This is a genomic window from Endobacterium cereale (assembly GCF_009617585.1).
GTDB classification, from domain to species: domain Bacteria; phylum Pseudomonadota; class Alphaproteobacteria; order Rhizobiales; family Rhizobiaceae; genus Neorhizobium; species Neorhizobium cereale.
Genome location: NZ_WIXI01000044.1, coordinates 212,321 through 233,887, shown reverse-complemented (window position 1 = coordinate 233,887; position 21,567 = coordinate 212,321). Strand labels below are relative to the sequence as shown.

Annotated in this window: 23 protein-coding genes; 7 read left to right on the top strand and 16 right to left on the bottom strand. The window is 58.0% G+C overall.

Annotated features, from left to right (window positions below):
• Positions 1-2 precede the first annotated feature (2 nt).
• From GAO09_RS14855 to GAO09_RS14845, 3 genes are read right to left on the bottom strand one after another with little or no spacing between them, the layout of a single operon-like run.
• A complete protein-coding gene (locus GAO09_RS14855; protein ID WP_153354774.1) occupies positions 3-425 on the bottom strand; it encodes a Fur family transcriptional regulator in 423 nt (140 codons plus the stop codon).
• Complete coding sequence (gene znuB, locus GAO09_RS14850; protein ID WP_153354773.1) at positions 422-1,249, bottom strand: zinc ABC transporter permease subunit ZnuB; 828 nt, start codon at positions 1,247-1,249, stop codon at positions 422-424. The genes GAO09_RS14855 and znuB overlap by 4 nt, the downstream gene beginning before the upstream one ends.
• Complete coding sequence (locus tag GAO09_RS14845) at positions 1,242-2,249, bottom strand: ATP-binding cassette domain-containing protein (protein ID WP_410767680.1); 1,008 nt, start codon at positions 2,247-2,249, stop codon at positions 1,242-1,244. The genes znuB and GAO09_RS14845 overlap by 8 nt, the downstream gene beginning before the upstream one ends.
• A 159-nt stretch (positions 2,250-2,408) precedes the next feature.
• Between GAO09_RS14845 and znuA the strand changes: the two genes are divergently transcribed.
• Positions 2,409-3,431, top strand: coding sequence for a zinc ABC transporter substrate-binding protein ZnuA (gene znuA, locus GAO09_RS14840; RefSeq protein WP_153354772.1), 1,023 nt, complete (start codon positions 2,409-2,411; stop codon positions 3,429-3,431).
• A gap of 96 nt (positions 3,432-3,527) precedes the next feature.
• Here znuA and GAO09_RS14835 read toward each other — a convergent pair whose 3' ends face one another.
• The 10 genes from GAO09_RS14835 to GAO09_RS14790 all read right to left on the bottom strand — a co-directional run bounded on the left by GAO09_RS14835 (position 3,528) and on the right by GAO09_RS14790 (position 13,378).
• Positions 3,528-3,887 carry an RcnB family protein gene (locus GAO09_RS14835; protein WP_153354771.1) on the bottom strand — a complete coding sequence of 120 codons (360 nt, stop codon included), beginning with the start codon at positions 3,885-3,887 and terminating at the stop codon, positions 3,528-3,530.
• A gap of 165 nt (positions 3,888-4,052) precedes the next feature.
• Positions 4,053-5,087, bottom strand: coding sequence for an L-glyceraldehyde 3-phosphate reductase (mgrA, locus tag GAO09_RS14830; protein WP_153354770.1), 1,035 nt, complete (start codon positions 5,085-5,087; stop codon positions 4,053-4,055).
• 123 nt (positions 5,088-5,210) lie between these two features.
• Entirely contained in the window at positions 5,211-6,647 is a 1,437-nt protein-coding gene (gene gndA, locus GAO09_RS14825; protein WP_153354769.1) for an NADP-dependent phosphogluconate dehydrogenase, read from the bottom strand.
• Between the two features lie 199 nt (positions 6,648-6,846).
• Positions 6,847-7,782 (bottom strand): lipid A biosynthesis lauroyl acyltransferase, encoded by a 936-nt coding sequence (locus tag GAO09_RS14820; RefSeq protein WP_324184706.1) that lies wholly within the window; start codon positions 7,780-7,782, stop codon positions 6,847-6,849.
• 4 nt (positions 7,783-7,786) lie between these two features.
• Positions 7,787-8,815 (bottom strand): zinc-binding dehydrogenase, encoded by a 1,029-nt coding sequence (locus tag GAO09_RS14815; RefSeq protein WP_153354768.1) that lies wholly within the window; start codon positions 8,813-8,815, stop codon positions 7,787-7,789.
• 154 nt (positions 8,816-8,969) lie between these two features.
• Positions 8,970-10,256 carry a beta-ketoacyl-ACP synthase gene (locus GAO09_RS14810; protein WP_153354767.1) on the bottom strand — a complete coding sequence of 429 codons (1,287 nt, stop codon included), beginning with the start codon at positions 10,254-10,256 and terminating at the stop codon, positions 8,970-8,972.
• 11 nt (positions 10,257-10,267) lie between these two features.
• Positions 10,268-11,464, bottom strand: coding sequence for a beta-ketoacyl-ACP synthase (locus GAO09_RS14805; protein WP_153354766.1), 1,197 nt, complete (start codon positions 11,462-11,464; stop codon positions 10,268-10,270).
• Positions 11,465-11,495: 31 nt separating this feature from the next.
• A complete protein-coding gene (locus tag GAO09_RS14800) occupies positions 11,496-11,969 on the bottom strand; it encodes a 3-hydroxyacyl-ACP dehydratase FabZ family protein (protein ID WP_153354877.1) in 474 nt (157 codons plus the stop codon).
• Between the two features lie 22 nt (positions 11,970-11,991).
• On the bottom strand, positions 11,992-12,276 hold the full coding sequence (locus GAO09_RS14795; RefSeq protein ID WP_112730324.1) for an acyl carrier protein: 285 nt from the start codon (positions 12,274-12,276) through the stop codon (positions 11,992-11,994).
• Positions 12,277-12,418: 142 nt separating this feature from the next.
• Positions 12,419-13,378, bottom strand: coding sequence for a nucleoside hydrolase (locus GAO09_RS14790; protein ID WP_153354765.1), 960 nt, complete (start codon positions 13,376-13,378; stop codon positions 12,419-12,421).
• Positions 13,379-13,610: 232 nt separating this feature from the next.
• Here GAO09_RS14790 and GAO09_RS14785 point away from each other — a divergent pair, with 232 nt between their 5' ends.
• A complete protein-coding gene (locus GAO09_RS14785) occupies positions 13,611-14,354 on the top strand; it encodes a TSUP family transporter (protein WP_153354876.1) in 744 nt (247 codons plus the stop codon).
• Here GAO09_RS14785 and cobU read toward each other — a convergent pair whose 3' ends face one another.
• Positions 14,355-14,879, bottom strand: coding sequence for a bifunctional adenosylcobinamide kinase/adenosylcobinamide-phosphate guanylyltransferase (cobU, locus tag GAO09_RS14780; protein ID WP_153354764.1), 525 nt, complete (start codon positions 14,877-14,879; stop codon positions 14,355-14,357).
• Between the two features lie 958 nt (positions 14,880-15,837).
• Here cobU and GAO09_RS14775 point away from each other — a divergent pair.
• From GAO09_RS14775 to GAO09_RS14760, 4 genes are all read left to right on the top strand, one after another.
• Positions 15,838-16,836, top strand: coding sequence for an ABC transporter substrate-binding protein (locus tag GAO09_RS14775; RefSeq protein WP_153354763.1), 999 nt, complete (start codon positions 15,838-15,840; stop codon positions 16,834-16,836).
• Positions 16,837-16,960: 124 nt separating this feature from the next.
• Entirely contained in the window at positions 16,961-17,869 is a 909-nt protein-coding gene (locus tag GAO09_RS14770; RefSeq protein ID WP_153354762.1) for an ABC transporter permease, read from the top strand.
• Positions 17,862-18,914, top strand: a complete 1,053-nt coding sequence (locus GAO09_RS14765) for a quaternary amine ABC transporter ATP-binding protein (protein WP_153354761.1) — start codon at positions 17,862-17,864, stop codon at positions 18,912-18,914. The genes GAO09_RS14770 and GAO09_RS14765 overlap by 8 nt, the downstream gene beginning before the upstream one ends.
• A gap of 152 nt (positions 18,915-19,066) precedes the next feature.
• The gene (locus tag GAO09_RS14760) at positions 19,067-19,417 is read left to right on the top strand and encodes a hypothetical protein (protein ID WP_153354760.1); all 351 of its coding nucleotides are present in this window, start codon (positions 19,067-19,069) and stop codon (positions 19,415-19,417) included.
• Between the two features lie 82 nt (positions 19,418-19,499).
• Here GAO09_RS14760 and GAO09_RS14755 read toward each other — a convergent pair whose 3' ends face one another.
• The gene (locus GAO09_RS14755; RefSeq protein WP_153354759.1) at positions 19,500-19,661 is read right to left on the bottom strand and encodes an entericidin domain-containing protein; all 162 of its coding nucleotides are present in this window, start codon (positions 19,659-19,661) and stop codon (positions 19,500-19,502) included.
• A gap of 167 nt (positions 19,662-19,828) precedes the next feature.
• On the opposite strand from GAO09_RS14755, the gene GAO09_RS14750 reads away from it, so the two are divergent.
• On the top strand, positions 19,829-20,608 hold the full coding sequence (locus GAO09_RS14750) for a formyl transferase (RefSeq protein WP_153354758.1): 780 nt from the start codon (positions 19,829-19,831) through the stop codon (positions 20,606-20,608).
• Positions 20,609-20,620: 12 nt separating this feature from the next.
• On the opposite strand, the gene GAO09_RS14745 is transcribed toward GAO09_RS14750, so the two are convergent.
• The gene (locus tag GAO09_RS14745) at positions 20,621-21,517 is read right to left on the bottom strand and encodes a LysR family transcriptional regulator (protein ID WP_153354757.1); all 897 of its coding nucleotides are present in this window, start codon (positions 21,515-21,517) and stop codon (positions 20,621-20,623) included.
• Positions 21,518-21,567 lie beyond the last annotated feature (50 nt).

Sequence of the window (21,567 nt, the reverse complement as noted above, 5' to 3'; positions counted from 1 at the left end):
AATCAGTGCATGCAGGCTTCACAAAGCCCGCGAATTTCAATCGTCGTCTTGGATGGCTTGAACTTGCGTTCCTTGGCCCACCCCGCCAACCGGTCATCGATGGCATGGTCGTGAAACTCGTTCACCTGACCGCAACTCTCACAGATCGCAAAAGCCACCGTGCCGTGATGGCCATGCCCGTGGGCGTGTCCGCAGCAGCTCTCATTGGCATGCGCGCAGGCAACAAACGAATTGAGGCTCTCCAGACGATGGGCAATCCCCATCTCGATCAGCTTATCGAGCGCCCGATAAACCTGCAGCGGCGCGCGAAAACCGCTATCGCGCAGCTTGTCGAGAATGGTGTAGGCGCTCAGCGGCGCCTCGGACCGTGTCAACACATCCAGCACCAGAGACTGGTTTTTGGTCAGGTTCGGGGTGGTGTTCATGAACGACCTCCGGATGTCGTGCCCTGCTCGCTAAGGTTCTTGCGCCCGAACGGCAGAAGGCTGAAGATGAAAAGGATAAGCGCGGCGACCACGATGGATGGGCCGGATGGCGTGTCATAGGTCAGCGAGCCGAACAGGCCGCCGACCACGGCAATCACCCCGATCAGCGACGACAGCACCGCCATGCCTTCCGGTGCGGACGAAAAACGCCGCGCCGTTGCGGCCGGAATAATCAGAAGCGCGGTGATCAGCATGATGCCGACGATCTTCATGGCAATGGCAATCACCAGCGCCATAAGCAACATGAACAGCAAACGTGCCCGCTCCGGCTTGAGGCCTTCAGCTTCGGCAATGTCGGCACTCACCGTGGAGGCGATGAGCGGCCGCCACAGAACCACAAGTGCTGCCAATACGACCAGACCACCACCCCAGATCAGCGCGATATCGGCCGGCGTGACCGCCAGAATGTCACCGAACAGGAATGCGATCAGGTCGATCCGCACCCATGACATGAAAGCAACCATGACAAGGCCGATCGCCAGCGTGGAATGGGACAGGATGCCGAGTAGCGCATCGGCTGAAAGCGCCTGACGTTTCTGCAACAGCAGCAACAACAGCGAAACGGCCACCGCCACGGCAAACACGCTGACGAGAAGATTGATCTCCAGCATCAGCGACAGCGCCACACCCAGCAGCGCCGAATGGGCGATCGTATCGCCGAAATAGGCCATGCGCCGCCAGACCACAAAACAACCGAGAGGACCTGTCGTCAGGGCCAATCCGGTGCCGGCCAGAAGCGCGCGCAGGAAAAAGTCATCAAGCATGGCTGTGCCCCTTTCCGTCCGCGTGATCATGGGCTGCATGGTGATGGGAATTTTTTCCGTGCTCATCATCCCCCTGGTGAGGACCAGCGGTATCATGACCTTCGTGGGAATGGACGGCGGTGGTTTCCTCACCATGCGAATGAGCGTGATCATGCCCGTGGTGATGATGATCGTGTCCGTCATTGTGATGATGGCCATCATCCGGATGGCAGTGGTCTGTCACCGAGCCGTCCTTATGCTGCACCCGGCCATCCGGCAGATGCGTATGGTCGTGACGGTGGCTGTAAACGGCGAGCCCCGCTCCGACATTGCCGAACAGGCGACGATAATCGTCACTGCGGCTCACCGCTTCAGGTGTACCGCGGCAGCAGACATGCCCATTGAGGCAGATCACCGTATCGGTATCCGCCATCACCATATGCAGATCATGGGAAATCAGCAGAATGCCGCAGCCGGTCTTGTTGCGAATGGTGCGGATCAACTCGTAAAGCGCACTCTCACCGGCAAAATCGACACCCTGAACCGGTTCGTCCAGCACGAGCAGATCGGGATTGCGAGCAATGGCTCGGGCCAGAAGCGCACGCTGGAATTCGCCGCCGGAAAGATGGCGCACTTCCGCATCGACCAGATGCGGAATGCCGACATCGCTCAGCGCCGCCATCAGGCTTGCATCATCCAGCTTGCCCGTCAGCCGCATCAGCCGGCGAACGGAAAGCGGCATCGTCCAGTCAATGGCGAGCTTTTGCGGCACATAGCCGATTTTCAGCCCGGCCTTGCGCACGACCTTGCCTTCATCGGCCCGCAACACGCCGATCGCCATTTTGGCGGTCGTCGACTTGCCGGCGCCGTTGGGGCCAATCAGGGTGACGATCTCGCCGCGGTGAATGGAAAAGTCGACGCCGCGCACCAGCCAGCGGCTGCTACGCTGAATTCCGGCCCCAGCCAGCGTGACGAGTTCGTCACCTTTCTGGCGCTCGGGAGCCGCGGTCTGCATCAGCATAAAATTCTTCCTGTCCTGTGTTGCCACCAGCTATGCCACACGTTATAGCATAACACAACGAACGTAATAACATTACATCGTTATGCAGAGCGTCTTTTGCAAGCCGCCGGCATCATACGCACAGCCCAATCCGCCCTTGAGAAGGGCAAGGAGAACCGCATGAAAGCAGTCGCCACTCCCATCGTCGCCACCTTCGCAGCCTCCATCGCGCTGCTGATGGCCGGGACTGCCTCCGCCAAGACGCCCGACGTCGTCGTGTCTATCAAGCCGATCCATTCGCTGGTCGCCTCGATCATGAAGGGCGTCGCCGAGCCGAAACTGATCGTCGAGGGAGCCGCCTCGCCACACACCTATTCGATGAAGCCGTCCAATGCCCGCGCGATCCAGAATGCAGACCTGATCTTCTGGATGGGTCCGAACATGGAAGCGTTTCTAGACAAGCCTCTCGACGCGCTGGCCGGCACCAAGACCGTGGTCGCTCTCTCTGACGCGCCGGACCTGCAAAAACTGCCTTTCCGTGAAGGTGGTCCGTTCGAAGCGCATGACCATGGTGACGGCCATGGCCACGATCATGGTCATGACCACGCCCATGAAGGTGAGCACGACGACCCTGCCAAGGGCGAAGACGCGCATGAACCCGGCCACGATCACGAACATGGCGGCTTCGATCCCCATGTGTGGCTGGATCCGATCAATGCCAAGGTGCTTGGCCGCGAAATCGCCAAACGTCTGGTGGAAGCTGATCCCGAACATGCCAAGCAATATGAAGACAATGCCGCGAACCTGATGCGGCAGATCGACGAGCTCGATGCCGAAATCAAGACAACGGTCGCCCCGGTCAAGGACAAGCCATTCATCGTTTTTCACGATGCATACCAGTATTTCGAAAAGCGTTATGACGTCACGGTGGCCGGTTCGATCACCGTCAGCCCGGAAAGTCTGCCGGGCGCCGATCGTATCAGTCAGATCCACAAGAAAGTGACCGAACTGGGCGCAACTTGTGTGTTTGCCGAGCCGCAATTCACCCCGAAACTGGTGAATGTCGTTCTGGAAGGAACACCGGCAAAGGCGGGCACGCTGGATCCGGAAGCCGCAACGCTCAAGGAAGGTCCGGATCTTTATTTCCAGCTGATGCGCGGAATCGCGGAATCGATGAAGACCTGCCTGTCCGACAAGGGCTGATAGCGCATAAAAATACCGCCTCCTCGCGCATGGTGGAGACGGTTAGACCGGCAGGGAAAGAAGGCAATCCCTGCCGGTCGTCTTTTTAGAGGCTGATTAACGACCGGCGATGATCGACGAGATCAGGCCCGAGGTGATGCCGATCAACAGGAATTCGTTATTGTCGGCACGCACCCAGCGATAACCACGCGGCGGAGCATTCAGGCGGTAACGCCGGTAATCGCGCACTTCCGCCATATGGCGACGCTCTGCCGGGCTCAGACGATGACCACGGCTCCAGCGCTTCTTGACGACCTTACGCTCCTTGATGACAGTCTTCTTCGTCACGACACGACGATCGTCACGATGGTCCCAGCGATCATTATGGCTCGGCGGAGCGGCATTGGCGGCCGACGAAAATGCGACCGGGCTGAAAATGAAAGTGGCTGAAAGCAAAACGGCTGCAAGCTTTTTCATGACGGTATCCTCTGTTGTCTATGAGAGGACCCTAGCCACCAACTGATGAACCGAAAATGAACTCAAGATTACATTTTCGTAAGCATCGATAATGGCTTGTCGCAACAAGCTGATGCAAAACATTGAAAGGTGGCCGGCACGTTGCAAGGCGCCGGCCAAGTGTCATCAGGCTTTCAGTTCGGCCGATTTCGCCCACAGATTGATGTCGGCTTCGCGGGCGTAACCATCGATTTCCGCCAGTTCCTCAGGCGTAAAGTCCGGCTTTTCGAGGGCCTTCACGCAATCCACCACCTGTTCCGGCCGGCTGGCGCCGATCAGTGCCGTGGTCACTCGGCCACCGCGCAGTACCCAGGCCAGCGCCATCTGCGCCAGCGTCTGGCCACGGCGTTCTGCAATGGCATTGAGCGCCTGCAGGTTGGCGACATTCTTCTCGTTGAGGAAGGCCGGGCGCAGAGATTTGCCCTGCGCGGCGCGGCTGTCATCCGGAATGCCGCCGAGATACTTCGACGTCAGCATGCCCTGCGCCAAAGGCGAGAACACGATCGAGCCGGCACCGACATCATCGAGCGTATCGAGAAGATTGTCTTCCTCGACCCAGCGATTGATCATCGAATAGCTCGGCTGGTGGATGAGCAGCGGCGTACCGAGTTGCTTGAGGATTTCTGCTGCTTCACGGGTCCGCTTGGAATTGTAGGACGAGATGCCGACGTAAAGCGCCCTGCCCGATCGCACGATATGGTCGAGCGCACCGCAGGTTTCTTCCAGCGGCGTATCCGGATCGAAACGGTGCGAATAGAAGATATCGACGTAATCCAGTCCCATCCGCTTCAGGCTCTGGTCGCAGGACGATATCAGATATTTGCGGCTGCCCCATTCGCCGTAAGGACCCGGCCACATGTTGTAACCGGCTTTGGAGGAGATGATCAGCTCATCGCGATAGCCGTGAAAATCCTCGCGCAGGATCTGGCCGAAAGCGGTTTCGGCGCTGCCCGGCAGCGGGCCGTAATTGTTGGCGAGATCGAAATGGGTAATGCCGAGATCAAACGCCTGACGGCAGATCGCCACCTTGCGCTCGCGCGGCGTGTCATCGCCGAAATTGTGCCAGAGGCCGAGCGAGATCGCCGGCAGTTTCAGGCCGGACTGTCCGCAGCGGTTATATTTCATCGTGTCGTAGCGATTGTCAGCCGGTTTCCAGGCCATGATAATATCCTCCTAAAATCACTCTGAATGGTCAAAACCGTATCTGCCAGCCACGCCCATGTCCCCGTGACCTGCAGACGCAGAAAGGCCCGCCAAAAGGCGGGCCTCTCCAAATTCTCATGCTCAGGCGAAGTCTGCCAGACCACTACCCCAAGGGCCGTGGTGCTTGTCCACACCATCGACACGGTCAAAGCCGTGTGCGCCAAAGAAGTCGCGCTGTGCCTGGATGAGGTTGGCAGTGCCGCGACCACGACGGTAGGCGTCGAAGTAGGACAACGCAGACGACAGGGCCGGAACTGACAGGCCGGACATAATAGCCGTCGAGACGACGCGGCGCAGAGAAGCGTCGGTGTCGTTGACGAGCTTGGCAAAGGCCGGCGTGACGATCAGGTTGGCGACATCCGGGTCCTTGGTAAAGGCCGAGGTGATCTCGTCAAGGAACTGCGAGCGAATGATGCAACCCTCGCGCCAGATCTTGGCGATGGTCGGCATCGGCAGATTCCAGTTATATTCCCGGGATGCCGCTGCCATGACCGCAAAGCCCTGCGCGTAAGCGGCGACCTTGGCGGCCAGCAGAGCGTTTTCGAGATCGTCGAGGAAACTAACGCCGTCGGTCGTCGGCATGGCCGTAGTCTGCGGCAGGCCGAGGATTTTTTCGGCAGCCTCACGTTCAGCCTTCTGCGACGACAGAATACGACCGGCCACGGCTGCCTCGATGGCGGTGGCGGCAACGCCCATGTTCTGGGCTTCGATCACTGACCACTTGCCAGTGCCCTTCTGGCCTGCCTGGTCGACGATGACGTCCACCATCGGCTTGCCCGAAATCGGATCGTTGGCCTTCAGCACCTTCTCGGAGATTTCGATCAGGTAGGAGTTGAGGCGACCCTCATTCCACTTGCCGAAGACCTGACCGATTTCCGGCGCGGAAAGCTTCAGGCCGTCGCGCAGAATGCCGTAGATTTCGGCGATCATCTGCATGTCGGCATATTCGATGCCGTTATGGATGGTTTTTACGAAATGGCCGGCACCATTTTCGCCGAGCCAAGCCACGCAAGGCTCATCGTGGAATTTTGCCGAGATCGAGGTCAGTACCTTTTCGACACGCTTCCACGAATCTTCCGTGCCGCCGACCATGATCGAAGGACCGTGACGGGCGCCTTCTTCACCGCCGGAAACGCCCATGCCGATAAAGGTCAGGCCGCTGTCCTTGAGGTTGTCGAAACGACGCATCGTATCGCGGAAATTCGCGTTGCCGGCATCGATCATGATGTCGTTGTCGGCCAGATAAGGCTTGAGCAGCTCCATCTGCTGATCAACCGGATCACCGGCCTTGATCATGATGATGATCGGGCGCGGCGGACGGATGGCAGCGACAAATTCCTCAAGCGTTTCGCAAGGAATGATGTTTTTCTGCAGGTCGCCGGCTTCGGCGAAAAATTTTCGGGTTGCTTCTGGTGATCGGTTGAAGACCGCGATGCGGTTGCCTTTTTCAGCAATATTGAGCGCGAGGTTGGAGCCCATGACTCCAAGACCGATTAGACCGATTTCTGCCTGTTCCAAGACGAAGCCTCCATTTACAAATCGCAAGGTGTTTTGGCACTCAAACCGACGCGCGGCAAGGTCGGCAGGGCATTAAACGATTAAATTTCAATCACACCTGCATGTCGTCTGCGCGACAGCTTGTCTGCCTTAGCCTCAGGCGGCTGAACTGCTTTGTGCAATAACCGGAGCAGGAGAAAATCCTGCCGTCAATGGAGACCTATCTGCCGATCTTTTTCTTGATGTTCCAGCGGTCATGATACCAGAGCCACTGTTCCGGATATTCGCGAACCCAACTTTCGACCTTGTCGTTGAGCATCTGCGCGGTCGCCTGCACATCGACATTGCCCTTGTCGTCACGCGGCACGTCGATACGCGGCTCGATCTCCAGCCGATAACGATTACCCGGCAGGCGAATGCAGCGGGCCGGATAAACTTCGGCATCGAACTGCCGCACCAGCTTTGCCAATAGCGGGTTTGTTCGAACCTGTTGACCGAAAAACGATGTCGGCAGGCCTTTGCCGAATTTCTGATCGACCAGAACGCCGACACCACCACCTGCTTCAAGCTGTCGGGCAAGCGCAAAGGACGAGCCTGCATGGGACGGCACCAGCTTGCCCATGCGCGCAGAGCGGAACGAAAACACTTTTTCGGCAATATATGGGTTGTTCGGCGGGCGGAACAGCACCGTCACCTTCTGACCGAAAGCGGCCCCCGCCACCGGCAGAAGCTCGAAATTGCCGGTATGGGCGGTAAACACGATGAATGGACGCGGGTTGTCACGCAGATCGACGAAGATCGGGATGCCCGAGACCTCGACGCGACCGGGCTCTTCGCGCTGGGGATCGAAATCGAACAGGCGGTCGAGAAACACGTATTCGGCCGCGAGCCGGCCCATATGCCCCCAGCTTTTCACCGCGATATCCTGCAGCTCGGCATCGTCCTTTTCGGGATATGCATTGCGCAGATTGGTCAACATCAGCTTGTGACGAAAAGTGCGCGGACCGATCTTGCGCACCAGCCAGTCGGCAAAATTGATGGCCGGATCGGCCGGAAAGATTTTCAGCAGGTTGAGAAAACCGAAAGCGACCTGCGCCACCAGCCATTGCCGAAAATGCATCAGCGATAGAACGATCCGGGTGATGACCATCTTCACCGGATCAATCCATCCGCAGGATGATCTTGCCGAACACCTGACGGCTCTCCATCCGCTCCAGAGCCTTGTCGATCGTATCGAAGGTCACTTCGGTATCGATGACCGGATGCACGATGCCGCGCGCCATCTTCTGCATGGCGTCAGCCATGTTTTCCATACGGCAGCCGAATGAGCCGAGCAGTTTCAGCTGCTGCTGGAACAGCATCATCAGGTTGACTTCGGTCGAAACGCCGGAGGTCGAGCCGCAGGTGACCAGACGACCGCCGCGCTTCAGGCAGAACATCGAGGCGGCAAAGGTGTCCTTGCCGACATGCTCGAACACGACATCGACGCCCTTTTTCTTGGTCAGCTTGCGCACGACGCCTTCAAAACGATCCTTGCGGTAGTTGATGACGTGATCGGCGCCCAGCGCCTTGGCGCCTTCGATCTTGTCGTCGGAACCGACCGTGGTGATGACGGTGCAACCGATCTTCTTGGCAAGCTGGATCGCCGCCGAACCAATGCCGGAGCCGCCGGCATGGACGAGAATGGTTTCACCCGACTGGAGTTTTGCATTGTCGAACAGCATGTGTTCGACGGTGCCGAATGTCACCGGAGCAAGCGCTGCCGCAACCGCATCGATGCCCGGAGGGGCCGGGACGAGCTGGCGGGCCGGAATGTTGATCTTTTCCTGAGCAAAACCGTCGAGATGGAAACCATGCACGCCGCCGACATGTTCGCAGAGATTGTCGCGCCCTTCGGTGCAATTCTTGCAGCGACCGCAGATGCGCGCACCGTAGATCGACACCAGCTCACCCGGCAGAACGTTGGATACGCCCGGACCGATGGCCTCGACCACACCCGAAGCTTCCGCGCCGATCGTCAGCGGCATCTTGCGCTTGGCAAACGCCATGCCGCGCCAGCCCCAGACGTCGATGTGGTTGAGGGCAACCGCCTTGACGCGGAGTGTCACCTCGCCGGGTGCCGGCGCTTCCGGCTCCGGAATATCCACGGCTTCGAGCTTGCGGTCATCGATCAGTTGCAGGGCGCGCATAACAAATATCCTTCGCCCGGAGGCGTAAACGTTCGTCTTGGCAAAGTGTCCGGAACCAGTTCTGGCTCACAAAACACTATGCATCTCAGAAATAGCATGAAGCGCCGCTCGCCCATCAGGCGGAACGGCGCTCCATAAGGGTTGGTGATGGTCTCTAAGCCGGTTCAGCCGTCAAGACAAGGCTGGCGTTCTGGCCGCCGAAGCCGAAGGAGTTCGAGATAACCGCCGAAACCTGTGCATCGCGCTTGACGTTCGGCACCACATCCAGCTCGATCGTCGGATCGGGATTGTTGTAGTTGATGGTCGGTGGCAGCGTGCCGGTCAGCATGGTCTGCAGCGAGAACACCGCTTCGACAGCACCGGCGGCGGTCAGCGTATGGCCGATCATCGACTTGTTGGACGACAGCGGAATTTCCTTCAGACGATCACCGAAAACGGCAAGCATCGAACCATATTCCATCTTGTCGTTTTCCGGCGTCGACGTGCCATGTGCATTGACGTAGCCGATATCGGCGCCGGTCATGCCGGCATCTTCAAGGGCTGCACGAATGGTGGCGATCGCCGGGCCGCCATCCGGCGACGAGCGGGTGCGGTGAAAACTGTCGGCCTTTTCGCCAAGCCCCTTCACTACGCCAAGAACCTTGGCACCGCGGGCAATGGCGGATTCCAGAGATTCCAGAACCAGCGTTGCCGCACCCTCTGCGATAACAAAACCGTCGCGATCCTTGCTGAACGGCTTGGAAGCCTTTTCCGGCGGATCGTTCTGGGTCGAAAGAGCCGAGAGCAGCGAGAAGCGGATCAATGCTTCGGCGCTGACCGAGCCGTCGGTTGCCGCAACCAACGCTCTGTCGGTGCGGCCCTGACGGATCGCCTCGACACCAAGCTGGATTGCGGTTGCGCCGGAAGCACACGCCGTCGACAACGTCACCGGCAGGCCGCGCGTGCCAAAACGGTCAGCGAGGCGCTCGGAGATCGAACCGAACTGCACGGCCTCAAGGAAGGCCGGATCGGGACGTTCGCGCATGGCCGTCAGGAAACGGTCATAGGCATCGGCCTCACGTTCTGCCGGCGGCGCACGATCTGCAAGCGCAAAACGGTCGACCCATTCCGGCTCGATCGGCGGTGCGGCCAGGAACAGCGGACCATCGAAATCACCGGACAGACCGGCCTGCGCCAGCGCCTCGATCGTGGTTTCGCGGGCAAACGCATAGGAACGCTCGACCGAATTCGGGGCCGGAATATCGATAAAATCCACCGTACCGCAGATGCGGGTGGAAAGACCGTCCGTCGGAAAACGCGTGATCTTGTGGATACCCGACGTACCGGAGGTCAAAGCCGCCCAGTTATCCTTGAGGCCCTGACCAAGCGACGTGATGACACCCATGCCGGTGACCGCCACGATCGGACGGCCGAGATGATCCTTGAAGCGATTGTCGCTCATCACTTAACTCCTCACGCGTCCGCAGACAGGGCAGCAAGGCCCTCGCCGCGCGTATAACCAACCGTCGTCACCACCGCCCGTTTGGCGGGCTTGGCCATAGGCTGCTCGTTCTTTGTATCAAAGGCCGGAACGCTGGCTGCTCCATCAAGAGCAAGCGCTGCGAGCGCGAGACCAAGCGGGAACTGCGCTTCCATGCCATGACCAGTCACGCCGGCGTAACCGCGGATCGTGGCACCCGGCAGAGTTTCAGCCAGAACAGCCTTCTCACGCGCCGAAAGCTCGACAACGCCGCTGGCGCCGGAGAAGACGACCGTATCATCTGCAGCACCGGCAAGACCTGCCATGCGCGACAAACGTTTTTCCAGCTTGCCTTCATCGCGATTGCCGCGATCACCTTCGATCGCATCGATAACCGCATAGATATGCGCGCCACGGGCTGTGGCATGGGCACGGGATTCCAGCACGAGGAACGCGCCGACAGAGCCCATCATCATGCCGCCGCCATTGTCGGGCGAACGCGACCATAGCGGCTGCCATTCACCCGTTGCGTGGGCACGAATGCCTTCGACGAGAAGGAGAATGTCGGCGCGCTCTGCAACGAATGCACCGCCAGCCAGCGTATGCGTGGACTGGCCGGACTTGATGCGATGGAAAGCAGTCTCTACAGCCGAAATGCCGGCCGCCTCTTCACCCATGAAGGTGCGCGAGGAGCCGGTCACCTTGTGGACGATCGAAATATTGCCGGCGAGAAGATTGGAGAGCTGGGCCAGAAACAGCGTCGGGCGCAGTTCGGTGGTCAGCTTTTCGTTCAGCAACGCTTCGCGGTCGTTGCGCTTCAAACCTTCGTCAACGATCAGCGTATCGACCTTGATGTCGCGCTCGCCGCCACCGGCCGCAACGATCATGTCCATGGAGGCACAGAGATCGGCGTTTTCCTTCAGGCCCGCATCGTCGAGCGCTAGGCCAGCCGAAAACACACCGAGCCGCTGCCAGTTTTCCATCTGCCGCTGGTCGCGCTTGCTGATCTGGGTCGACCAGTCGATTTCAGGCAGGGGATGCACCGGGTAAGGTGCAAAACGCTCGGTTTCGACGCGCGGCGCAATGGCTTCGGCACCCGAGAGCACGGAGACATGCGGCTCCTTGCCAACGCCCAGGCAGCTTACGATACCGATACCGGTGATCACGACATCATTGTCAGACTTCATCATGTCCTCTTCCTCACCGGATGACCGGCAAGCTTCAAGCGTTCGCGGCAATCGCATCCATCAGGCCGACTTCCTCGGCCCGCTTGCGGACGATCGGCGCGAGCGGAATTTCGCTGAACGGCATGGTGCGCAGCTTCAATTGCGCATCGCAGACTTTTTTGCCGTTGCTGGTGATCTTGGCCTTGGTCACGGCATAACCCGATCCCTCGTGCTCCAGAAACGCCTCGATATCGAGCACGGCATCCGGCTCGACGAAGGTGCGCAGCTTGGCGCCATCGACGGACATCAGGAACGGCATGGCGGCGAAATCCGTCGCAGCCAGAACCAGCATGCCGGATGCCTGCGCCATGGTTTCGATCAGAAGCACGCCGGGCACGAGCGGCATGCCGGGAAAATGTCCCTCAAAAACAGGACTTTTGGACGGCACGATCGAGCGTGCCGTCAGCGTATTCGCTTTGAGATCGACCGTTTCGATACGGTCGATCATCTGAAAATATTCAAGCAGCATCAAGGCTTAACAGCCGGGCAAATCAGCCCTTGGCTGCCCTCAGCTCGTCGATCTTGGCGCAGAGGTTCTTCAGAACGAAGTACTCTTCGGTCGAAACCTTGCCTTCGTTGACTTCCTGCGTCCACTGTTCCAGCGGGATCTTGATGCCGAATTCCTTGTCGATCGCGAAAACGATGTCGAGGAAATCGAGGCTGTCGATTCCAAGGTCGTCGATCGTGTGGCTTTCCGGCGTAATCGTCGCGCGATCGATTTCGCTGGTTTCAGCAATGATGTCGGCAACTTTGTCGAATGTAGCGGTCACGCCCATGTCCTCATAGAGAATATTGTAATCAGTTCCCCACATAGGGAAATCATTTCGGAATGCCAATGGCAAGCGGTGTCGCCATAGACATTTGCGCCGCAACTGTTGCCGAAACAGCAATTGCAGCGTTCAGAGTCGGAACCGTCTATCAGGCAGCCTTGCCTTCGACAAGCACCGAGCGGATGAGAGCAAGCACCGCATCGGCATCGATGCCAGTGCAGGCGAACTGGCTCGGGTGGCCATCCCAGTCTCCCGGCGGAAAGGTTTTGGCATCCGGTTTCTGGATCGTCATGCCGTCGGCAATACCACCACAAACGACGCGCATCGCGCCACTGCGGGTCTGGAACAGATCAGGGCGAACGACGTAAACGCAGGCGCAGCTGTCATGGATAACCATGCCGTCGCCGACGCGATGATTGTAGAAATCGATATAGAACTGCGAGAGGTCGTTCAGAAGCTGGACATCCTTGCCACCCACCTTTGCCATTTCGGCGAGATAGGTCCGCATCATAACTGTCTGCATGGTCACATCGAGACCGACAGCGGTCACGCGCCATGGGGCAGTAAAGACGAGATCAGCCGCTTCCGGATCACCATAAATATTGGCTTCGGCGGCCGGCGTCACATTGCCGGGCACATCGAATGCGCCACCCATGATAACGACGTCCTTCACCAGCGCTGCGACGTCGGGATCAGCTTTCAGCACCAGCGCCAGATTGGTCATGCGGCCAACCGCCACCAGCGTGATTTCGCCCGGATTGGCGCGGACGGTATCGATGATGAACTGATGGGCAGGACGCGGATCGGCCTTGCGCGCGATCACTTCAGGGATCGTTATATTACCAAGACCATTGTCACCGTGAATGAACGTCGGCCAATGGCCATTCGTGCGCTTTGGATCAAACTTTTCGCCCGAGCCTTGAGCGACCGGCGCCTCGATGCCCCAGGCCTCGGCAAGGAAGAGCGCATTGCGCGTGGTGATCTCGATCGGCGCATTGCCGATGGTGGTCGTGATACCAACCAGATCAATTTCGGGATGACGGTGCAAAAAAAGCAGCGCCATCGCGTCATCGACGCCCGGATCGGTATCAAAAATGACCTTATGCATGAAAATAGTCCCGATTTCGAAAGGTGCGGCACCATAACGCCGGATTGCCGATGTGCAATCCCGTCACACTTTCCCGGCCAAATCATCCACCGTACCGCGCAGCCTTTTACCGCCGTTGCACGGCCGTCTTTTCGGTGCGAGAACGTCGCTCGGCGTTCCCCGCCGTTTTCTTCTTTCAGGCAGAGACAAAACCTTGGATATCGCGACACATCTGCTCATCCTCCTGTTTTTCATGGCGGTTCTCGCCGGTTTTGTCGATTCGATCGCCGGTGGCGGCGGACTGATCACCATTCCATCCATGCTGATCGCCGGCATCCCTCCACTCGATGCTCTCGGCACCAACAAGCTTCAGGGCATGTTTGGTGCGACATCAGCAACGATCTCCTACGCCCGGCGCGGCCATGTGCAACTGAAGACTCAGTTACCGATGGCATTCATGGCCCTGATCGGCGGCGGTGTCGGAGCACTGATCGCCTCTGTCCTTCCGACAAAAATTCTCGGCTCGGCGATCCCCTTCCTGCTGATCGCCATCGGCCTTTTCTTTGCGTTGAAACCTAACTTAACTGACACCGACAGCCATCGTCGCATCACGCCCTTCCTGTTCGGAGCGACATTCGTGCCGATGATCGGGCTTTATGACGGCGTCTTCGGCCCGGGTGCCGGCTCGTTCTACATGCTGGGCTTCGTGCTTCTCGCCGGATTCGGCATGCTGAAGGCAACCGCGCATACCAAGCTGATCAATCTCGGCTCCAATGTCGGCGGCTTCCTGATGTTTTTGGTCACCGGCTCCATCCTGTGGAAAGTCGGAATTGTGATGGGGATAGGCCAGTTCATCGGGGCGCAGATCGGCTCCAGCCTGGCGATGCGCATCGGCGCCAAAATCATCAAGCCACTGCTGGTGATCTCCTGCTTCGCGATGGCGACAAAGCTTCTGGCCGATCCGACGCATCCTGTGCGCCTCTGGCTGGGCTGGTGATCAGCCCTTCATCTTCAACGACAGGCCGGCAGCGATGAAATGAACCTCGCCTGCAACGGCCGCCACTTGCTGATGCAAACGTCCGGCGTGATCACGGAAGGCGCGCGCCATTCCATTTTCAGGCACGATGCCAAGACCAACCTCATTTGAAACGACAATCAGCCTCGCACTGGCTTGCCCGATATGCTCGGCCAGCAAACGCGCTTGCCGATCGATTGTGTGCTCCGCCTCCATCATCAGGTTGGTAACCCAAAGCGTCAGACAATCGACGAGGATTACGCGACCCGGGGCATCGAACGCACGAAGCGTTCCAACTAGGTCGAGCGGTTCTTCATGTGTCCGCCAACCGTCGCCGCGTTGCGCCTGATGCGCATGGATTCGCGCGCGCATCTCGTCATCATAGGCGCGGCCAGTGGCGACGTAGTGCCGCTCCAGTCCGCTGTCGAAAGCAAGTTGTTCCGCAAAGAAGGATTTGCCAGAGCGCGCGCCGCCCAGCACGAAAACCGAACCGCCGTCCGCACTCATTGGCCGCGCACCCGTTCAGACCGGCGGGAATAAACACTGCCGGAGCCTGAAGTCATGAAAGAACGGACGATTCGTAGATAAAGGAGGCGTCCGCTCGGGTTGATCATGCTTCTGCTCCGGCAGCCCGACCATCCCTGAAATCTCCCGCCGGGCTACGGAATGCAGCGCTGTCAGCAGAATTGGCAGGGCGACGGTTTTTATGTTCGACGTCAGCCGAAAATTCGATTCTTGTAACGGGCTACATGTTCCTATTGCCCGTTCCGGCTGTCAACAGCATCCGCCGACAGCGCCATGCCATGCTTGGAAACACGTCCGCAAAATTTTGAAACTGGAGAATATTGAACGCTCAGCGAAACAGCTGAGAAAACGGTCCGGTACGCACAACCTAATCCGGACCTGTTGGCGACGATGTCGCGTATGCATAGATACAGTCACTTTCTTACCGGAACGTTATCTTGTGACCGTCTCGCTCGCATGGGACGCAACTTTTTTCAGAAAAAAACTCCGCCCATCCAATGTCCGCTGTGCCTTACGAGCGATGCCGCGGTGGCGCAGAACGAACATTTAGCGTCAAACCTCGATGGTGACTTTTTTCGCCAGCTTGTTCTTCGGTGACCGTACTTTCGCTGATACGCCCAGCCGATCGGCATCCTGCACAAATCTGCATCAGACTGAACTTCATCCATGCGCAAAGCCGATGGCTCAAACAAGAATTCGCCATTCGAAAATCGGCCGGAAACAGTTGATTTTCGTCATAAAAGACGTAGCGTCATGGGGCTGATACATGAATTGCCGATATCTGCGGCTAGGCACCGCCAAGAAGGCGTATGCGAAAACAGCAAGCCGGTTTCAACTCTCGAGCCGGCATCGCGCCAAGACTGATCGGAGCCCGGCCCAGGCAGTAGACCGGCGACCTCCAGACGCGAACACTGCGATTGAGACTGGGAGGTCTTGCACAATGAAAACCCTTCTCGCATCCGCCGCCGTCGGTATCGGCTTCTATGCTATGGCAGGCACCGCACACGCCGCCGATTGCGGCAGTATATCGATTGCGGAAATGAACTGGGCGTCGGCCGGCGTTGCCGCTCAGGTCGACAAGATCATTCTTGAAGAAGGTTATGGCTGTTCGGTGGAAATCGTCACCGGCGACACGATGCCAACCTTTACCTCGATGAACGAAAAAGCCCAGCCGGACATGGCGCCGGAATTCTGGATCAACGCCGTGCGCACACCGCTCGATGAGGCCGTCAAGGAAGGGCGACTGATCGAGGCTGCCGAAATTCTGGCCGATGGCGCCGTCGAAGGCTGGTGGATACCCAAATTCCTTGCGGACGCCCATCCGGACATCAAGACCGTCGAAGATGCACTTAAACATCCGGAACTTTTCCCGGCACCGGAAGATCCGTCCAAGGCGGCCGTCTACAATTGCCCGTCGGGCTGGAATTGCCAGGTCTCCACGTCGAACCTCTATCGCGCCATCGGGGCCAAAGACAAAGGGTTCGAACTTGTCGATACCGGCTCGGCTGCCGGCCTGGACGGCTCAATCGCCAACGCTTTTGAAAAAAAGACCGGCTGGCTTGGCTATTACTGGGCACCAACGCCGATCATGGGCAAATACGAAATGGTAAAACTGTCCTTCGGCGTGCCTCATAACAAGGCAGACTGGGACGCCTGCACCTCCGTGCCGGATTGCCCGACACCAAAGGTCAATTCCTACCCAACCTCGCAGGCCTTCACCATCGCCACCAAGAGCTTTGCCGACAAGGCCGGTGTCGCCATGGACTACGTGAAAGCCCGCAAATGGGGCAATGCCACGGTCAACAGCATCCTGGCATGGCAGGATGAAAACCAGGGAACCAACGAGGATGCGGCAAAGCACTTCCTTGAAGAAAACCAGGACATCTGGGGCAAGTGGGTAACGCCGGACGTAGCGGAAAAGGTCAAGGCCAGCCTTTAAGCGCCCCCTCTGACGCAGCAAAGCTCTGCGCCCAAGATACGCATCGGGGCCTAGTCTCCCCGATGTCATGCCAACCAAAGCTTGGCGCCTGCGGCTAACGCACAATAATAACAAGGGGGAAGACATGGCGAATTGCAGCTTCATGCCCGATGTCCTCTGTCGCTTTCCGGCTATCGGCGACAGTTCGATCCGCACTGCACGAAAGGTCATCGATGATGGCTTCAAGGGCCTCGTTCGGGAATACGGTTATGTCATCGACGCCGTCGTACAACCGCTGCAATGGTTTTTGAACTATCTGGAGCGGCTATTCTCCAACTCTCCCTGGTTCGCCGTGCTGCTCGTCATGCTGGCGATCGTCTATCTTACCAGTCGCAAGATCAGCATCACCGTTGGCACGGCGCTCGGCATGCTGCTGATCGGCGTCGTCGGATTGTGGGAGGATACGATGGTAACGCTCGCCATCGTCACCGTCTCGACGCTGATCGCCATCGTCATCGGCATGCCGATCGGCATTCTCATGGCACGGTCCGACCGGATTCAAGGCTCGATCAACCCCGTTCTCGACGTGATGCAGACGCTGCCAAGTTTCGTCTACCTCATCCCGGTCGTCGTGATCTTCGGTATCGGCAAGGTGCCGGGCCTGATCGCGGTGGTCATCTATGCCGTGCCGCCGATGATCCGCCTGACCAATCTCGGCATCCGCCTTGTCGATGCGGAAGTTTTGGAGGCCGCCGACGCCTTCGGTTCATCGTCACGGCAAAAACTGTGGAACGTGCAGATGCCGCTGGCGCTGCCGACCATCATGGCCGGCATCAACCAGACAATCATGATGTCGCTTGCCATGGTGGTCGTCGCCTCCATGGTCGGCGTCGGCGGGTTAGGCAAGAACACCCTGCAGGCCATCAACAACCAGTTCTTCACCTTCGGCTTCATGAACGGTTTTGCGCTGGTGGTGATTGCCATCATCTTCGACCGCGCCAGCCAGGCCTTTGGCAAACGACTGCAGAAACATTCGGAGGTCGTCCATGGCTAGCCACGGCATCGAAATCAAAGGCCTCTACAAGATTTTTGGCCCAAAGGGCAAAGACCATGTCGAATCTGTTTATCAAGGCATGTCCAAGAGCGAACTTATCGAGAAACATGGCCATGTGCTCGGCCTGAAAAACATCAATATCTCAATGCCGGCTGGCAGCATTACCGTGGTGATGGGACTGTCGGGTTCCGGCAAATCGACCTTGATCCGCCATATCAACCGGCTGATCGAGCCCACGTCGGGTGAAGTCATTTATGACGGGGCCGACATCTGTCAGATGAATGAGACCGCGCTGCGCGATTTTCGCCGCCACAAGACGGCTATGGTGTTTCAGAAATTCGCGCTTCTGCCGCATCGAACCGTTCTCGAAAATACGGTTTACGGCCTCGACATTCAGGGGATTTCGCGAAAGCAAAGCATTCCAAAGGCGCAACGTTGGATCGACCGCGTAGGGCTTTCAGGTTTTGAGGCTCGATATCCCAACCAACTGTCCGGCGGCATGCAGCAGCGTGTGGGCCTTGCGCGGGCGCTCACCAATGATGCCGATATTCTTTTGATGGATGAAGCTTACTCGGCGCTCGATCCCCTGATCCGCGTCGATATGCAGAGCGTACTTCTGGAAATTCAGGCTGAACTGAAAAAGACTGTGGTGTTCATCACGCATGATCTCGATGAAGCTCTGCGACTGGGTGACAAGATCGCCATTCTGCGGGACGGTCAGATGATCCAGCAGGGCACAGGCCAGGAGATCGTGCTGCGCCCGGCTGACGAATACATCAGCGCCTTCGTTCAGGAGGTCAATCGTGGTCGCGTCATTCAACTCGCAACGATCATGCGTCCACTTGACGGAACACCTGAAGGTCTTTCTCTTTCAACCACCATGACCTTGGAAAATGCCGCCAAGGAAATGACGGTGGCCAACCAGACGAAAGCGCAGATCGTAGATCCCGTCGGCACACCGGTCGGCATGGTCGATCTTCAGGCAGTCATCGCCGCCATGGTGACACCCTCGACGCATAAATCCAATCGCATGGCAGCAGAATAGGCCAGCCAGAAAACCAACTTTGGAGAACCCCGATCGAACGGCTCACACGCTGGCCGATGCTCTTGAAATGGCGCAGCACCTCCGCCAGAAAAGCCCTAGGGAATCATCGGATAGCCGCATGAGCTATCCGCTTTGCGGCTAAGGGGCATGACATGGGCAATATTTCTCCGATCGGAAATCGCGAGACGGTGGCAGACGGACTTCAGTCTTTCTCGACCGAAAATCAGGCGTGGCTCGTTCTCCTGATGGAAATCCCGACCAATGACGATGTGTTTCTGGATGGTCTGCACCTCTATCTCGACCGGTCGAGCGAGGCGCGTTTCCTGAACACGATGAAGCTGGAAAAATGCGGTGAATGGGTGGGCAACAATGCACCTGCACGCCTGCAGATGCGACTGAGCGAAGCAGCCCGTTCTAGCCAGCATCCGGCCTATGACGCATTCCGCAGCGGACTTTCGAAATCCGGCGGCATGGAGCGTGCATATCCCAAATCGCCGGTCTGACGGCTCCGGACACAAGGCCGATCACAAAAAGCAGACGGCCCGGAGCATTTCCTCCGAGCCGCCATTTTTTTCGACGAAAACTTTAGCGGCGAGCAGCGCGGTCAACATCGCGACCGGCAGTCTGCGTGGCGTCAACGGCATTGGCCGTGTCCCGGCCCACGCCGCGAATGGTGTTACCGCAGGCGCTCAGCGTCAACAGCGCAACGAGGGTGGCGCCAAGGACAGTCACGGTTCCGATTTTCATGGGGAAGCTCCGAAATATATCAATTGGTTGGATATCGCGCCCGGGTAACGCCCCACTTCACGAAAGGTTCAACCGCCCACGTGATTTATTTGGAATTTGTTCGGACCTAACGCTTTTTTCATTGCCCCGACGCAAGATCGGCACCCTGTGAGCAAGGGATCTGGTTCATGAATGCGGATGAACATTCCGCCACGATAGTGGTGATGACTGCAGGCGGCACCAATCCTCAGGTCATGATCAATGTTCTGAAAAAACACTGGCCGGATCTGCAGGTCATAGAGGAACGACCGGAAAGCAAAAAAAAGATTCTCGTACGCCGTGCCAAACGTCTTGGGTGGCCCATAGCCGTCGGCCAACTCGCCACCATGGTTGCCTCACGTCTCGGCAAGAAGATTGCCATCCGCCGGACCGAAGAGATTTTAGGCGCCTATGGTCTCTCGGCAGAGATCGACTATTCTCTTCCCATCCATCACGTCGACAGCGTCAACGATACCGAATGCCACGCGCTTCTGGCTCAGATAAAACCGAAGGTCATCCTTACCATCTCCTGTCGGCTGCTATCGAAGCAAACCCTGGCTGCATGCCCCTGCCCCGTCATCAATTTCCATGCCGGGATCAATCCGGCCTATCGCGGCCAGATGGGCGGATACTGGTCCCTGGTGGAAAATGACGCGGACAATTTCGGAGCGACAGTCCATCTCGTAGACGCGGGCACCGACACAGGCGGCACGATTTACGAGCAACGGCTGAGACCGCAAAAAGGCGATTTCATCGCCACCTATCCTCTGCTTTTGACCGCAGCTTCCACTGAGCGTGTGATCAAGGCCGTGAAAGATATACTGAACGACGAACTCGTCGTTCACCAGCAAGTCGGCACAACGGCTCTACGCTTTCCTCCACCGATCTGGACATGGGTCAGAAACGGGCTCGGGAAGGGTATCTGGTAATCGCGACAAGCATCAGGCAGCCGCAGCATCGATGCCGTCGAACGCTTCCCGTATACCCTCGGCGACAGCCTTGGCCGGCGTCGACAATTGAGGCGAAGTCAAAAGACGGATATCGAAGCTGATCAACTCCGGCAGCCCTTCCTTTGGACCAAGCACCTGCATATCGTCGGTGATGTAGGAGCGCGGCAGCGGCGCAATCGCCAGATCGGACACGACAGCCGCACGCTGCGCCATCGTATGGGCGCTGGCATAAGCGATGCGATAGGCTCGCTTGTGTTTATCGAGCTGCGCAAGCGCATCCTGTCGCCAGACGCAACCATCCTCCCAAACGGAGACCGGCAACGGATCGCGAAGATAGGCATTCCCGCATTTGGCGCCTGCCCAGACGAGCTTTTCCGTATGAATGATCTCTCCGGCGGTTGGAAACGGCCTGGTGGCACAGTTGATCAAAGTCAGGTCGAGCCGCTGCTCTTCCATTCGTTTGCGCAGAAGCAAACTCTGGTCGACGGTTACATCGACCATGATACCTGGAAAACTTTCGCCGAAATCCTTGAGCAGCTTCGGCAGCAGACGCTCGGCAATATCGTCGGGCGCGCCGAGACGCACCACACCCGACAATTCCGGCATGACGAAGCGCGAGACGGCCTCGTTTGATAGCGCCAGCATGCGCCGGGCATAAGACAGAAGCATTTCCCCATGCTGCGTCAGCGTAACCGAACGGGCATCACGCAAGAACAGGGTCACTTTCAACTGCTCTTCCAGCTTTTTGATCTGCATGGAAACCGCCGAGGGCGTGCGCAATACCGCCTCGGCAGCGGTTGAAAAATTGCCCGTTTCGGCAATCGCGACAAAGGTTCTCAGGACATCGTTATCGAGCAGCGGCAACGGAGATCGAAATGGCGTTGACATCGAAACACCTTCAATTTTTCTGAACTTAAGCACGATATCATTTCGTTTGA